13 protein-coding genes are annotated in these 14,609 nt (G+C 62.5%); all 13 read right to left on the bottom strand.

Features of this window, described 5'->3' with window-relative positions:
* Position 1 precedes the first annotated feature (1 nt).
* A complete protein-coding gene (locus MUO32_RS20410; protein ID WP_257950222.1) occupies positions 2–1,063 on the bottom strand; it encodes an iron chelate uptake ABC transporter family permease subunit in 1,062 nt (353 codons plus the stop codon).
* Entirely contained in the window at positions 1,060–2,115 is a 1,056-nt protein-coding gene (locus tag MUO32_RS20405) for an iron ABC transporter permease (RefSeq protein ID WP_257950221.1), read from the bottom strand. Before MUO32_RS20405 ends, MUO32_RS20410 begins: the two co-directional genes overlap by 4 nt.
* Complete coding sequence (locus MUO32_RS20400) at positions 2,112–2,942, bottom strand: siderophore-interacting protein (protein ID WP_257950220.1); 831 nt, start codon at positions 2,940–2,942, stop codon at positions 2,112–2,114. The genes MUO32_RS20405 and MUO32_RS20400 overlap by 4 nt, the downstream gene beginning before the upstream one ends.
* 1 nt (position 2,943) lies before the next feature.
* Complete coding sequence (locus MUO32_RS20395; protein ID WP_257950219.1) at positions 2,944–3,933, bottom strand: iron-siderophore ABC transporter substrate-binding protein; 990 nt, start codon at positions 3,931–3,933, stop codon at positions 2,944–2,946.
* Between the two features lie 76 nt (positions 3,934–4,009).
* Positions 4,010–6,433 (bottom strand): TonB-dependent siderophore receptor, encoded by a 2,424-nt coding sequence (locus MUO32_RS20390; protein ID WP_257950218.1) that lies wholly within the window; start codon positions 6,431–6,433, stop codon positions 4,010–4,012.
* Positions 6,434–6,617: 184 nt separating this feature from the next.
* Positions 6,618–7,631 (bottom strand): FecR family protein, encoded by a 1,014-nt coding sequence (locus MUO32_RS20385; protein WP_257950217.1) that lies wholly within the window; start codon positions 7,629–7,631, stop codon positions 6,618–6,620.
* 129 nt (positions 7,632–7,760) lie between these two features.
* Positions 7,761–8,273, bottom strand: coding sequence for an RNA polymerase sigma factor (locus MUO32_RS20380; protein WP_257950216.1), 513 nt, complete (start codon positions 8,271–8,273; stop codon positions 7,761–7,763).
* A 179-nt stretch (positions 8,274–8,452) separates the two neighbouring features.
* On the bottom strand, positions 8,453–8,893 hold the full coding sequence (locus MUO32_RS20375; protein ID WP_257950215.1) for a hypothetical protein: 441 nt from the start codon (positions 8,891–8,893) through the stop codon (positions 8,453–8,455).
* A gap of 93 nt (positions 8,894–8,986) precedes the next feature.
* Positions 8,987–10,114: a substrate-binding domain-containing protein gene (locus MUO32_RS20370; protein ID WP_257950214.1), complete on the bottom strand. Its 1,128-nt coding sequence runs from the start codon at positions 10,112–10,114 to the stop codon at positions 8,987–8,989.
* A 54-nt stretch (positions 10,115–10,168) separates the two neighbouring features.
* Positions 10,169–11,152: an ABC transporter permease gene (locus tag MUO32_RS20365; RefSeq protein ID WP_257950213.1), complete on the bottom strand. Its 984-nt coding sequence runs from the start codon at positions 11,150–11,152 to the stop codon at positions 10,169–10,171.
* A complete protein-coding gene (locus MUO32_RS20360) occupies positions 11,149–12,126 on the bottom strand; it encodes an ABC transporter permease (protein WP_257950212.1) in 978 nt (325 codons plus the stop codon). Before MUO32_RS20360 ends, MUO32_RS20365 begins: the two co-directional genes overlap by 4 nt.
* A complete protein-coding gene (locus MUO32_RS20355; RefSeq protein WP_257950211.1) occupies positions 12,123–13,640 on the bottom strand; it encodes a sugar ABC transporter ATP-binding protein in 1,518 nt (505 codons plus the stop codon). The genes MUO32_RS20360 and MUO32_RS20355 overlap by 4 nt, the downstream gene beginning before the upstream one ends.
* A complete protein-coding gene (locus MUO32_RS20350; protein WP_257950210.1) occupies positions 13,637–14,497 on the bottom strand; it encodes a sugar phosphate isomerase/epimerase in 861 nt (286 codons plus the stop codon). Before MUO32_RS20350 ends, MUO32_RS20355 begins: the two co-directional genes overlap by 4 nt.
* Positions 14,498–14,609 lie beyond the last annotated feature (112 nt).

The following is a 14,609-nucleotide window of genomic DNA, read 5'->3' as shown; positions in this document are numbered from 1 at the left end:
GTCACTTGCAACCCTCCCGGATGATGAGCCAGAGGAAATAGAGACCGCCGATGCTGACGGTCATGACGCCGACGGGCAGATGGACGGCAAAGGCATGCTGGGCGGCCCAATCGGCAACAACGAGCAGGAGGGCCCCCGTCAAGGCGGAAGTGATGAGCCCCAGGCCGGCCGAGCGCGTCAGGCGCCTTGCAATTTGCGGAGCGGCAAGCGCGATGAAGGCGATGGGGCCGGCCGCCGCCGTGACGATCGCCGTCAGCGCAACGCCGAGTATCAACAGGCAGAGGCGGACGCGGCCAGCGGCAACACCGGAGGCCATGGCAACATCGTCGCCCATCTCCAGCTGGCGCATCGGCCGCGAGAGACGGAGGGCCGGCGGTACGGCCAGGCAAAGCATGACGACCGTAGACATCACTTGCTCGAAGCCAAGCCCGTCAAGCGAGCCGGCCGCCCATACGGCCGCACTCATAGCCACCTGCAGGTCGGCTTTGCGGATCATCCACGCGTTGAAGGCTCCGAGCATGGCCGCCACACCGATGCCGACGACGATCAGGCGAAATCCATCGACACCGCGCCGGAAGGCGAGCAGGTAGACGGCGAGTGCGGTGACAATGCCGCCGACCAAGGCGCCCAGCGCCGTCTCGTAGTAACCGCCCGACAGCAGGAGGATAACCACCAGCGCCCCGGTATGCGAGCCGGCGGCAAAGCCGATGACATCGGGCGAGCCCAACGGGTTGCGCGTCAGCGACTGGAAGATGGCGCCACTCATGCCCAGCGCCCCACCGAACAGCAGGGCAAGCAGCACCCGCGGCAGGCGCCACTCTCTCACGATCATCATGACCATCTCCTCACCACGGCCGAGAAGCGCTGTGGCGACCTCGGTCATCGAGGCCGGATATGCGCCGCTCATCAGCGAGACGGCGACGACCAGGAGGCATAGCGTGAGGACGGCAGCGCTCACGCTGGTGGCGCGCAAATCGAGATGACAGGAGACCCGCCCGCCCCACAGACGGATCGTCACGACCGGCCGGCCGAAGGCAATCGGCAAGGGTTGTTCCTGTTTCATAGCCCACCGGCCTTCCTGCGCCGAGCGAGCAGGATCAGCACCGGCGCACCGAGGAAAGCCGTGACAATCCCCGCCTCGACCTCGCCGGGGCGGACCACAATGCGGCCGGCGATATCCGCAGCCAGAAGCAGGACCGGAGAGAAGATCATGGTGAGGACAACGATCCAGCGCTGATCCGGCCCGACGAACCAGCGCACGGCGTGGGGCACCATCAGGCCGACGAAACCGATGGGGCCGGCCGCAGCCGTTGCCGCACCAGCCAGCAGCGTGACGGCGATCACCACGAGGATGCGGGCCTTCAGCACATCTGCGCCAAGCGAACGGGCAAGCTCCTCGCCGAGTGCCACGGCATTGAGTGGCCGCGCGGCGGCGAGCGCGACAACGAGCCCCGCCCCTATGAAAGGCGCAACGGCCAGGACCACCTGCATGTCGCGTCCTGCCACCGAGCCGACCGACCATTGACGCAGCGCATCGAAAGAGGCCGGGTCAAGTAACGTCACCGCCGATCCGAGACCGCCGAGCACCGCAGACAGTGCCACGCCCGCCAGCACCAGGCGCAGCGGCGTCGCCCCTATCCGGCCGACCATGCCAAGCGCCTGGACCATCAGGGTGACGACGATCGCGCCGAGAAACGCCGACCAAAGGGACGCTTCGATCGATCGCCATCCCAGAACACCAACAGCCAGCGTCACGAAGAACGCCGCTCCCGCATTGACCCCCAATATGCCCGGATCCGCCAAAGGATTGCGTGTCGCAGCCTGGATCAACGCACCCGACACACCGAACGCCGCCCCGCACAGAATCGCAAGCAGCGTCCGCGGAAGGCGGTAGCCGCGGATGACAAGATGGTCCGGGAGGCCGGGGTCGTAGGAAAACAAGGCATCGAGGGCGACCGGCAGCGCAACAGGCCGCACACCGATCAGGAGACTTCCGGTGGCAAGGAAGAGGACGAGCAGCAGACCGAATACCAGCCAGGCGGCACTGGGAACGACGGCGGCCCGTGTTGCGGATCGGAGGCAGCACATCTCTACCGCTGCCGGCAGGTTCTTCATACGCGCGCCTGTCCCTCAATCCAGTAACCGATGGCGTCTATACGGTCCTTGTCAAAACCGAGCCTGTCTCGGAAATGCGATCGACAGGCGGCGGCAGCCCTGGCTTCCCCGGCGATGTAGATATAGCCCGGCCCCTCGGGGAGTTCGCGGATCCCGGCGGCGATCCTGGGCAATTCCGTATAACCCAACCGCTCCGGCCGAGGTCCATGGCAGGCATGCCAGGTGATGGAAACATCGCCCGCCGTCTCGATCATCTGGCGGTCCGCGTCTGAGGGAATCTCGACATGGACGATCGCCCGGAAGCCGGCCGGGAGTTCTTCGAGCACTCTCCCGACAGCCGGCAGACCCGTGATATCGGTGAGCATCATCAGCCAACGGCTGCCCTTCGGCAGCCAGAAACGGCCTTCCGGATTACAGAGGCCCACGACATCGCCGACTTTCGCCGCCATCGCCCAGCCGGCCGCGACGCCGCCTTGGTGCGCGACGATGTCGATCACCATCTCGCACGCTGCCGGGTCCCAGCGGCGGATCGTATAGGGACGGTTCGGGCAATGTTTCGAGCCGTCCGGCCGACCCCACTTGCCGTTTTCCATCAACACCGGGAGCGTCACGGGCGTGTCCGCATTTGGCTTCAGCGCCAGCCGCAGCCATTCATCCGGATGACCGCTCGGGACCAACCGATGGCCGCCGTCCACTTTCAGCACCACGCGGATGATCGACGGCGTCAAGCGCTCCACCGCCCTCGTCATGGCGAGAAAGTAGTCCTCCACATAGTGGTCGTGATCGTGATGATCCGCCCCCGAGAGGGCCTTGGCATTCGCCGTCATCTCACTTCTCCCCAGCCCGCGCTGCCGCTTCGGCAAGGCGAGGCACGAATCTTGGAAAGCCATAGGGGATCGACAGGGCGCTCAACGCCGACGTCGACCAGACATCCACCGGATCCTCAAGTGCGACATAGGCCCCACGCTTGACCGCTCCCAGCATGTTGAACAAGGGTTGTGCCTCCGCTGCGGCGCGTGCGCCGGGGCCGTACCACATGACCAGGATATCGGCATCGAGCGTATCGATTTGCTCGAGGCTGATTTCGACGGAGCCCCGGCCGGCATTGGCAACAGACAGCGCCGCAACACCGGGAGACACATCAAGCCCCAGTTCCCTCAGGGCTGCGACGCGGGGTTCCTCCTGGAGATAGACGACGATGCCGGATGCGCCTACGAAGTAGGTCCCGAAGGTAAACGTCTTACCGCGCAGGTTCGGCCAGCGATCACCCATCCCGGACAGGCTTGATGCTGTTTTTTCGGTCAGTGCCTTGGCTTCGACGCTCTTGCCGAGAGCGTCGCCCACCAAGGCCATCTGTTCCTTCCAGTCAGCCGACCATGGTGCGGAGCGATACACGACCGTCGGTGCGATGCTGACAAGCCGCTTGTAGGCGTGCTCATCAATGCCCGAATAGATACCAAGAATGAGATCGGGCCGTAACGCCGCGATCGCCTCATAGTCGGTTGCGCCGTCAAGAAGATACGGGCGGGTCGCACCCAACCTCTCCTCGTTCCAGGGAAAAATCCCGCTTTCAAAAAAGCGGTATCGCGGCATGCCGACAGGGCTTCGGCCAAGCGCGAGAACGGCATCTTCGCTGCTCCAACCGAGCGTCACGATCCGCTCCGGTGGCTTCGACAAAATCGTCGTCCCCAGGGCATGCGCCACCCGTCGCGGGAAGCCGTCTTCAGACCGGGCGGGTCCGGCAACGGCGAGCAACGTCAGCGCCAGAAGGATGGCTTTCGCAAACGCGCAAAAAGACCTCATGAACGTTGCCGCCACCTTTGCCGATTTCCGGAGGCCATTTCGGCGGCCTCCGGTGTCGGATTGGGGCGTAGCAAGTTCTCAGCTATGGCTGTCACCATTGGAAACTCAGATTGGCATAAACCGAGCGCGACTTTCCATAGAAGCAGGAATTGATGTTGCTGCAGCCGTTCACATAGGTCTTGTCGAAGAGGTTTTGCGCTGTGATGTTCAGCTCCAGCCCCTCCAGATCGGGATTATTCTTCCCGAAATCATAGGAAATCGCCGCATCGACGACAGTGTATGCCGGGTACTTGAAGCTATTGGCATCATTGCCATATCCGCTGCTTGAATGACGCACTCCCGCGCCGAGGCCAAGGCCACTGAGCGGACCGTCCTCTATCCGGTACTTCGCCCACAGAGAGACGTTCACCGGCGGCATGAACCGGACCTTATTTCCCTGCGTGCCGTCATCGGCCTTGGAGTAAACCGAATCCGTGTAGGCGGCCGTCGCGATGAGATCGAGGCTGTCGAACACCGTTGCCTTGCCTTCGATCTCGACACCCTGAACGTGTATCTCCCCTCGCTGGGAAGGCAGGAAGGTCAGGCTGTCATAGGTCGGCACGTTCTGCTGCTTGAGATCATAGGCGGAGACCGTGATCAGAGCGTCATAGCCCTCCGGCTCGAACTTGATACCGATTTCCGTTTGCTGCCCGGTGGTCGGCTTGAACGGATTGTTCTGCCCGTCGAAACCGGAATACGGCATGAAGGAGGTGGAATAGCTCACATAGGGCGCCAGACCATTATCGAAGAGGTAGATGAGACCGGCCCGGCCGGTAAATGCACCATCCGTCTTCTTGGCCACGGTGGAGGTGAGGAGGTCTTCGTCGGTTTGCCAGGCCCAGTCATATCGCCCGCCAAGCGTCAGAATCCAGTTGTCCCATTTGATCTGGTCCTGGAGGTAAATGCCGAGCTGGCTGATCCTGTTGTCCCATCGGGCGCCGACCGTCGGTTCCTTGTAGGATCCGTAATCGGGATTGAAGACGTCCAGTGGCGTATTGCCGAAGCCATAGCGGCCCGTATAGTCGTTGCGGAACCACTTGTAGTCGGTGCCGACGATCACCGTATGCTCGACCGCGCCGGTCGAAAATTCGGCCTGCAGATTCGTTTCCGTCGCAAATACCTGATTATCGGACGAGTAATCGATCGCGTTGCGCTTCATCTTCGAGTAATCGACCACGCCATCGGTTTCGACATAACCTCCGCTGAAAAACGTGCGATAGGAATCGTCGACCGAGATATATTTCGCATTGTGTCGAACCGACCAGACATCGTTGAAACGGTGTCTGAAGTCGTAGCCGATGATCGCTTGTTTGCGATCGTAGCTGTTATAGGCCGGCTCGCCGGTGAACAGGTCCCGATCGATCCGCCCGAAAGGCCCCGCCTCCACCGTTCCGATGTAAGGGAGGGGCTGATAGTCCGGCACCCCGCCGTCCTTCTGGTAGTGAGAGAGGATCGTGAAAGACGTGTCCTCGTCCGGCTTCAGCGTCAAAGAGGGTGCAAGCAGCAGACGATCGTCCTTCGTATAGTCGATGTTCGTCTCCGTGCGCGTCGCCACGCCGGTCAGGCGATAGAGAATGGCGTCATTGTCAGCCACAGGGCCGGAAAAATCGAACGCGCCGTAAGCGCGGCCATCGGTTCCCGTCCCGGCGACGACTTCATGGAAGGGCGTGTCCGTGGGCCGCTTGCTCACCATGTTGACGATGCCACCCGGATAGTTCTGGCCGTAGAGGACGGACGACGGTCCCTTCAGGACCTCGACCCGCTCAAGGAGATATGGATCGATCTGCGGCGAGCCACCGAGATCACCGATATAAGGCAGATACGTGCCTTCGAAATACAAAGGCGTCGGCGCGAAACCGCGTATCTCGATATTGTCGAACGCACGGGTGGATGCACTGCTGCCGCCGACGTGGACACCGGCCGTATAATTCACGGCTTCCTTGATGGTTTCCGCACCCCGCGCCTTGATCTCGTCCGCAGTAATCACGGAAATCGACTGTGGTACTTCAATCAGCGGGGTGTCGGTTTTCGTGCCGGTCGCCGACCGGCTGGCAACGATGCCATTGACAGGCCCCCAGGCGCCCTCCTCGCCCTCGACCGTGATGGTTTCGAGCGCGGTCGAATTGCCGGGATCGACGGAGCCGGTAACCCCATCGACCGGGCCGACCAGTGCTGCCGATCCCGGCGCGCCGATCTTGACGGCCAAGCCCGTTCCGGCGACCAGGCGGTGCAGAGCGGTCCCCGCGGCCGCACTCCCCCGAATGCCGCCAGACTGCTTGCCGCGAACCAAAGCCGAGGAATAGCTGATCTGCCAGCCGCTCTGGCGAATGAAAGCATCCAGCGCCGAGGCCAGCGATTGCGGCGGTATGTTGAAGGAGATCGACTGCGAGGCGGAGGCGGCAGGCTGGCTTTGTGCCATCGCCGATGTCTGGATGACGAGAGGTGCAGCGCCGAGAATAGTGGTCGCCAGCAGCATTTGAATGGCTTTGCGCGCACCGCTGCTTGCTCCCAGTCGCGCCCTATACGATTTTGACTGCCCCATCGTCATTCCGAAATACCCTCATTTAACTCACCCGAGGGTCGATCCGCATTGCCCAGACCGCTGCCCTCAATCAGGTTGACGCAGCGGGTCTGGAAATCCGGCAAAAAAAGTTGCCTTTTTAACGAAGGATTATCACACCCCCTGGAATGCGGGTCATTTTGACACCTGCGGCATCCGCCAGGCTGCGGAATGCTCCCTCGATATTGTCCAGGCGATAGTTCCCTGAAACGACAAGCCGCTCAGCTCGAGCGCTCATTACGAACACGCGTCCGCGATAGTAGCGGCCTAATTCCGCAACCACTTTACCAAGTGCTACATCATCGAAGGAAACACGGCCGTCTCGCCACGCAAGAGCGCGGCCGGCATCGACATTGGCGACCTCCGACAGGGCAGCGGCGGACGCGGTCACTGTTTGCCCGGGCTGCAGTTGGGCTTCGCCGCCAGCGCTGCACAGACAGGTCACATCGACTCGACCACGTTCCAGGACCACGGCCGTTTCAGCCTCGTCGGTGCGCACGGAAAAGGCCGTTCCCTTGACCTCGACTTCACCATACGCGCCCACCACCTCGAACGGATGGTCTGTATCGTGGAGGACGTCGAAGAACGCTTCGCCCTTCAGCAGCCGAATGCTTCGCCGGCCACCCTCGAAATCCATCGCAACAGCGGTGTCCGTATTCATGATCATCCGGGAGCCGTCCGCAAGCGCGACGACCGATTGCTCACCGGGCGCGGTGATGTAGTCGGCCTCCCAGGCAAGGACTACGCTCGGCCCTTGCCACGCCCCCGCCGCAACAAGGATCGAGGCGGCAGCGGCGATCGTCTTCATCGGCCACCGTCGGCGGCGATCGTCTCCGGCTTCCGTGCTCACTGTCGCATCGAAAGTGGCGAGCCCCGCGACCGCATGTTCGAAGGCCTTCGAACCCCAGATGTCCTCAAGCGCGCGAAACTCACGCTCGTGTCGAGAATCCTGCTTCAACCAGGTTTCGAGCCGGGCGCGCAGGTCCGCATCCATCTTGCCGGCCTGAAGGCGCGTGAACCAGTCGAGAGCGGCATCGACGGTCGGATCGTCGTGGACGAAATCCGCCTCCCGCTCATGTCGGTCACCAAGTCTGTTGCGTCCCACCAAAGCCATCCAATCCCGCGCGCGATGCGGTTCCCTCTATCCTAGACGTATGGACAGCGGCAAACCGGAAAACGCCAACCTCTTTCTCGTCTCTGGCACTGACGAACGGGCGACCCACACACCGCAAGCAGCCGCCTGTCATCTCTCGTGTCGTGCGATGGCATCCCGGCAATGTGCCATCGCCATTTTCAGATCGTTGAAAACCGTACGCTCGGAAATACCGAGATGCTCGGCGATGCAGTGTTGCGGCCAATCCTCGATGCGGCTCAGAATGAGAACCGCCTGTGCCCGCTTCGGCAGTCCTTGCAAAGCCGCCTTAAACGCCGAGAACCTCTGCCGCTCGATAATGGCATCCTCGATCGAAATGACCCGACTCGCCACTGTCTCAGCTGCCGTCTCCTCCAGGCCGCCTGTCTCCACAGCGGCGCGGGTGCCTGCCTTACGCAAGTGATCGAGCGCCAGGTTACGGGCTGTCTGATGCAGGAAACCTTCAGGATGCTCGACGGTCCCCTCGTCAAATGCCCGCTTCGCCCGAATGTACGTTTCCTGCGCAAGATCCTCGGCCGTATGAGGGTCGCGAACGATACGCATGACGGTCCACAGGAGCGAGCGGCGATGCAGTGCGAAAAGAGCGTTGAGCGCAGCCGACATCGTCACCTCGAAAAGGAACGAGTGCCGCGGCAACGCACATGCACAGCCAACCGCCAGAACGGTGCGCCGCTGACGCCGTCTCGTGGGGATTGGGATTGCTGCACGTTCGGATTCCGCTGCTATGAGACCTCCGCCGTCTGTCCGTCAGCGGATGCGAACCCAATACACGAAAAAGATGATTATAAAAGTAAACTTTTAACCGCACATGCTTTGCCGCCTTCCAGATTGGCAGGGCTTGCTTTTGAAGGGATTGAAACCTGCGGCGCGTTTATCATTTCATCTAAGCGTTTGATAAATATGTGATCCGTGCGCCATGGCGGAGCTGCTCCACGCGACGTCACGCTCAAAACCAACTGAGACCGGCGAACAACTCTCAACAAACCGCCAACCAACGGTTCAAAACTTTTGACTGGCGGAACAACCTTCTGAGACACAGCGGCAATTGGCACGACAAGAGCGCAGAAATCCTGCGAAAAACAGAAAACACAAAACTCAGTGAATTTGCAGAACCTAGAAATCATCAGATTTATACCTGACAATTTCTTTAAGAAATCGGACACTGAAAGAAATCGAGCTCGTGGCGTATCCACAGAAAATGCGATGATCTTAAAACGATGCACGCAGCGACGTGTCCAACATCGGGTTGGCTTCCACCGCTAAATGCTTCGCCTCACCTCGGAGGGAACTTTGCCCCTCCGAGGTGACATGCTTGGTTACTTTCCGCCCCAGCGCTCGGGATATCCCGGCAATTCCTGGCAACCGCAAAGGCTGTAGTGCAGCGGCGGCATGCGCTCGTCGATGTATTTGGCGAGCACATCCTCGGTGATAGCAGGCTGCGGGAGGACCCATTCCGGGCCGGGAACCTGCTTGCCGTCGAGCACGTCGAGGGCGGCAATGACGGCCGTGCGCCACTGGTAGGTCGGATAAGACGGGCCGATCGCCGTCAGCTTTTCCGACTGCCATTTGCGCAGGAAGTCCTGCTGATCCTCGCCACTGATGACCGGATAGGGCAGGCCCGCATCCTCGAAGGCCTCCAGTGCAGCCGTTGCCGTATCTCCAGCATCCATCCAGACCGCATCGATCTTCTCGCCGCGATTGATGTAGTCCTCGACAACGGACTTGGTCTTCGCCCGGTCGCTGCCGGTGAATTCCGAGCCAACCACATTGATGCCGGCTTCATCGAAGATGTTCTTGGCTGCCGAATAGCGGGTTTCCAGCACGTCGACGCCGGGCATGATGCGTAGCGCAAGCACGTTGTCGCCCTTCTTCAGCTTGCTCGCAATGAACTCGCCCGAGGTGATGCCAAAGCCGTAGCCACCGACCGGGTGGATATAGGTCACGGGGCAGCTGGTGTTGACGCCGCGGTCGAAGACGATGACCGGGAGCTTGGCGCAGGCCGCCTCGACGGCCGGCGTCAGCGCCGCCGTCGTATTGGGCGAGACGATGAGCGCGTCGCATTTGCCGCCACTGACGAGGGCCTCGATATCCGAGATCTGCTTGTCGTCCTTGCCCTCGGCATCGACGACGATCAGTTGCTGGAGGCGATCCTTGTGCAGTTCGGCCTCGGCATTGAGGTTGTTGAGGCCGACCACGCGCCAGGGGTTGAAGACACCGGCATTGGAAAAGCAGAGCGTGACCTGGCCGTCCTTCTTGTATTTCGCCGTATCGACCATGCCGTCCCCGAGATGCTGCGCCCAGGGCTGCCCCTCCGGCCCCTGCGGCGTCATGGAAAGCTGCTCGCGCTGCTTCTTGAACTCGGCCGGATCGTTGAAATCCTGCGCCAGCGCCTGACCGGCGAATGTGAGCGCCACCGTCGTCGCCAGTAGTGTCCTCATAGTCATGTCTTCCTCCTCCAGAAAGCCGGCCGCGCCGGCGGTTGATGTCGAATGTCGGGTTCAGTTTCGTCGGCGGGTGCGCCACATGCTGGCGCCGACGGCCGCGATCAGGATCACCCCCTGAATGCTGTCACGCAGCGCCTGCGGCAGGCCCAGGAGATTGAGCAGGGTGAAGAGCGCGAAGAGGCTGAGCGCGCCGAAGACCGCGCTCCAGACGGAACCTCGACCGCCAAGGAGCTGCGCGCCGCCGATGACGCACGCGGCGATCGCCTGCAATTCCAGCCCTTCACCCGCATTGACGGAGACGCCGGAGAAACCGCCGAGCAGAATGCCCGCCGTCACGGCCGAAACCGCTGAAACGACAAAGGCAAGAATGCGTGTTGCCGCGACAGGCGTTCCGGCAAGCTCCGCAGCCCGCGGATTATCCCCGACGGCGAGCGCCCGCTTGCCATAGACGGTGCCGTTAAGTCCGAACCAAGCCAGCGCCACGAAGCCGGCGAGAACCACCGCCGCCAGTGGCAGCGTTCCGATCACGGAAACGTCGCGCCAGACGAGCCGTCCGAGGTTGCGGAAATTGTCCGGTAGATCGCCGCGCGCCGCCCCGCCGGACCAGGCGAGCGCCAGCCCGTTGACGAGCAGCATCGTGCCGAGCGTCGTGATGATCGAGGGAACCTTGAGGAAGGCCACTACGAAGCCGTTCACCAGGCCGATGGAGACGCCCATGACATAGAGCGCGCCGATGACCGCCCATGTCGTGTCAGGGTCGCCATTTATGAGGATCGACGCAGCCAACACCACGAGCGTCGCAACCGCGCCCATGGAGAGATCAAAACCGCCCGTCAGGATGACGTAGAGTTGCCCGCAGGCGAGGATGACGAGCGGTGCCGCCCGCCGCAGGAAATTCATGAACAGACCCGGCTCCAGATAGTTCGGCTGGAGAAAACCGATGGCCGCATAAAGCGCGATGAAGATCACGAGACCGGCATTGATGGCGATGCGCGCCGGGCGGCGCAGGGAGGCGGAAGTCTGCGGAACGGTCATCATGCGACATGCCCCTTTGTCCGAACGGCATGGACCGCGACAGCGGCAATCACAATTGCTCCGCGCAGAACCTGTTTCAGGAAGGCATCGATGCCGAGCATGTTGAAACCCGCATCGAGGGTGGCAAAGAGCAGGACACCGGCGAGTGTGCCCGCAACGCCCCCCTTGCCGCCCGCAAGGATCGTGCCCCCGATGACCGTGACGGCGATGGATTCGAGATCATAGATGCCGTCGCGACCGATCCACGGGGTGCCGGATTGCAGCCGCGCGGCGAGATAAAGCCCTGCCGCACCGGCAAAGAGGCTGGCAACCATATGAGCGGAGAGAATGACCCGTTCCGTGCGGATACCGGCAAGCCGCGCACCGTCGGGGTTACCGCCGACCGCATAGATCCGTGCGCCGAAAAGCGTGCGATCGAGCACGAAACCGGCGGCAAGCGATAGCGTAGCGAGCAGCAGCAGCGAGTAGGGCACGCCCAGCACACTGCCATAGGCGATGACCTGGAACTCCCGCGCAACAGCCCCCTGCAGGACACCGAACGAGGCGGCGAGCACGCCCTGGATGATGAGGCCGGTTCCAAGTGTCACGATCAGTGGATTGATGCCGCCATAGGCCACCAGCGCGCCGTTGACAAAACCCACCACGGCGCAAAAACCGAGGCACAGCAGGACCGCCGGCAACATCATCGCCGGGTCGCCCTGCATGACATGCGAGGCAAGAACCGCGACGGCGCTGATCAGCGCGGCGACGGAGAGATCGATCGAACCGACAAGGATCACGAAGGTCTGGCCGAGCGCGACAAGGCCGAGCGCAACCATACGCTGGAGCAGGCCGGCAATGCCCTCCCCGCTCAGTTGCGCGGTTTCGCCGGTGACAAGCGCCACGACGGCGAAGAACCCGATCGAGAGCCCCGCAAGCAGGACGGCGACAGGCAGATCAGGAATAGCCGGCTTCGGCTTTGCTATGTTCGTCGTCATGCGCCGGCCTCCCCACGCGGTGCATCCGCAAGGCCAAGGGCGAGATGCATGATGTCCTCCTCGTTCGCTCCTCGCGGCACTGCGCCGGACACACGGCCCTGATGCATGACCAGCACGCGGTCTGCGATGCCGATCAGTTCCGGCATGTCAGAGGAGATGACGACGATGCCGCGGCCGGAGTCGGCGAAAGCGCGCATCGTCTCGTAGATCGCCGCCTTGGCCGCGATGTCGATGCCGCGCGTCGGCTCGACAAAGACGAGGATATCGGACGCTTGGGCCAGCCAGCGCACGATGATCGCCTTCTGCTGGTTGCCCCCCGAGAGCGTGCCGATCTCCTGGCCGAAATCCGCCGCACGCACATCCATCGCGCCCAGCCTTTCGTCGATGACGTCATGCGCCAGAGCACCCTGTTGCGGCCGCGTGAAAAGGCCCATCAAGGAACGCAGCGTCAGGAGCGCGTTGTCGCGCACGGACTGGCGCAGCGCCAGGCCCTCGCTCTTGCGGTCGCCCGGCAGGTAGCCGATGCCGGCGGCTGTCGCCTGCCGCGGCGTGCGAAGCGCAATCCGCTTGCCGCGCAGCGTGACCGCACCACCCGTAAAGGGAACATCCCCAACAAGCGCCTGCGCCAGCGCACCCTTGCCGGAGTCCTCAAGGCCCGCCACACCGATGATCTCACCGGCCCGAACCTCGAACGTGAGGTCGCGCAAGCCGGCATTCGTCCCGCCCTCGACGGCAAGCAGGACCTCGCCCGGCGCGGAAACGGGCGTGGCGGGATAAAAATCCTTGAGATCGCGACCGACCATGGCGCGCACGATCTCATCGATAGGGGCGGCATCGCATGGCCGCGTCCAGACCTTCTTGCCGTCCTTGAGGATGGTGATGCGGTCGGCGATGGCCATGACCTCGGGCATGCGGTGGGAAATATAGATGATCGATACGCCCTCGCGCCTGAGCCCTTCGACCAGCCCGAGAAGGGCGCGGCTATCGCGCTCGTCGAGTGCGGCCGTGGGTTCGTCCATGACGAGGATGCGCGCATCCATGAGGAGCGCCTTGGCTATTTCGACCAGCTGCTGCAACGCGATGGAAAGCGAGGAAACCAGCGCCTGCGGATCGATCGCCGCGCCGATGCGGGAAAGGAGCGCCGCGGCTTTCCTGCGCATCCCTGCCTTGTCCAGAAGGCCACGCCGGGCGATCTCCCGCCCCATGAAGATGTTTTCCGCCACCGTGCGATGGGGCAGAAGGCTGAGTTCCTGGTGGATGATCGCGATGCCAGCCTCCGCCGCCTGCCGGGGGTGCGTGAATCTTACGGCCTGCCCGGCGAGTTGAATGGTGCCGGCGTCGGGCCGGTAGCTGCCGCCGAGGATCTTCATCAGCGTCGACTTGCCAGCGCCGTTTTCGCCACAGATGGCGTGGACCTCGCCCGACAGGCATTCGAAATCGACACCGTCGAGCGCGCGAACACCCGGAAATACCTTGCTGATACCGGTCATGCTGAGAGCGGGAACGGCCATCATGCCAGCCGCTCTCCAGCCGCGGCCCATTCCCGGCGGATGAAGGCGACACTTTCGGCAAAGAGGCTGTCGAGATCGTCGAACAGGTCGCGCCAGACACGCGTCGCGCCGGCAAGCTCCGGCAGGGCACGACCGAAGGATTCGACCGTCAGCCAGCCATCATAACCACAGCGGCGCAGCGCATCGAAATGCGCCGCAAATGGCACATGGCCGGAACCGGGCACGCCACGGTCGTTTTCGGAGACATGGAAATGATTGATCTCGCCGTGGTAGCGCTCATAGGTCGCCGGCGGATCCTTTTCCTCGATATTGGCGTGGAACGTGTCGAACATGTAACCATAATTGGGGTGATTGACGGCGCGGTGTATCGCGGACGCCTGAGCGATGGTCGACATCATGTAACATTCGAAACGGTTGACGGCCTCCGCCGAAATGCGAATGCCGGCGGGCGCCGCATAGTCGGCCATCGCGCGCATCGCTTCGACGCAGCGGTCGAATTCTTCGGGCGTCGGACCGAAACCGGTAAAGACGCCAACGGGCGAATGGAGCGGACCTGCAATGATCTCGCCACCCATCGCCGCCGTGCAGTCGACGATCCAGCGGTGATGATCACGCGCCTTTGCACGCACGGCCACATCCGCACTCACCGGATTGGCCTCGGGTGTCGCGACGGCGGCCGCACCGGCGACGAGACCAACATCGCCAAGCAGCCGGCCGAGCGCCGTATAATGCTGTTCGTTACCGGAGAACACGGGGATTTCCACGGCGTCATAGCCGAGTGCCTTCAGCCGCTCGAGCTGGCGCGCGTGATGCAGGCCGATGTCGGCGCCGATGACGAGCAGGTTGAATGCGACCTTCACTGGTGTCCTCCCCTTCGCTGCGCCGACACGTCTCCTTCGTGCCATCCGCAACGAAGTCACAATGGCAGGCTTGACTCGGCAATTCTTGCGGACGACAACAGTGGTAAATTTC

This window comes from Shinella sp. CPCC 101442 (genome assembly GCF_024704725.1).
Taxonomy (GTDB): Bacteria; Pseudomonadota; Alphaproteobacteria; order Rhizobiales; family Rhizobiaceae; genus Shinella.
This window is presented reverse-complemented; position numbering and strand designations above follow the sequence as displayed.

Excerpts from the sequence above, each read along its gene's own strand:
- MUO32_RS20410 (WP_257950222.1), bottom strand. The coding sequence starts at position 1,063 with ATGAAACAGGAACAACCCTTGCCGATTGCCTTCGGCCGGCCGGTCGTG.
- MUO32_RS20405 (WP_257950221.1), bottom strand. The coding sequence starts at position 2,115 with ATGAAGAACCTGCCGGCAGCGGTAGAGATGTGCTGCCTCCGATCCGCA.
- MUO32_RS20400 (WP_257950220.1), bottom strand. The coding sequence starts at position 2,942 with ATGACGGCGAATGCCAAGGCCCTCTCGGGGGCGGATCATCACGATCAC.
- MUO32_RS20390 (WP_257950218.1), bottom strand. The coding sequence starts at position 6,433 with ATGCTGCTGGCGACCACTATTCTCGGCGCTGCACCTCTCGTCATCCAG.
- MUO32_RS20385 (WP_257950217.1), bottom strand. The coding sequence starts at position 7,631 with ATGGCTTTGGTGGGACGCAACAGACTTGGTGACCGACATGAGCGGGAG.
- MUO32_RS20380 (WP_257950216.1), bottom strand. The coding sequence starts at position 8,273 with ATGTCGGCTGCGCTCAACGCTCTTTTCGCACTGCATCGCCGCTCGCTC.
- MUO32_RS20370 (WP_257950214.1), bottom strand. The coding sequence starts at position 10,114 with ATGACTATGAGGACACTACTGGCGACGACGGTGGCGCTCACATTCGCC.
- MUO32_RS20365 (WP_257950213.1), bottom strand. The coding sequence starts at position 11,152 with ATGATGACCGTTCCGCAGACTTCCGCCTCCCTGCGCCGCCCGGCGCGC.
- MUO32_RS20360 (WP_257950212.1), bottom strand. The coding sequence starts at position 12,126 with ATGACGACGAACATAGCAAAGCCGAAGCCGGCTATTCCTGATCTGCCT.
- MUO32_RS20355 (WP_257950211.1), bottom strand. The coding sequence starts at position 13,640 with ATGATGGCCGTTCCCGCTCTCAGCATGACCGGTATCAGCAAGGTATTT.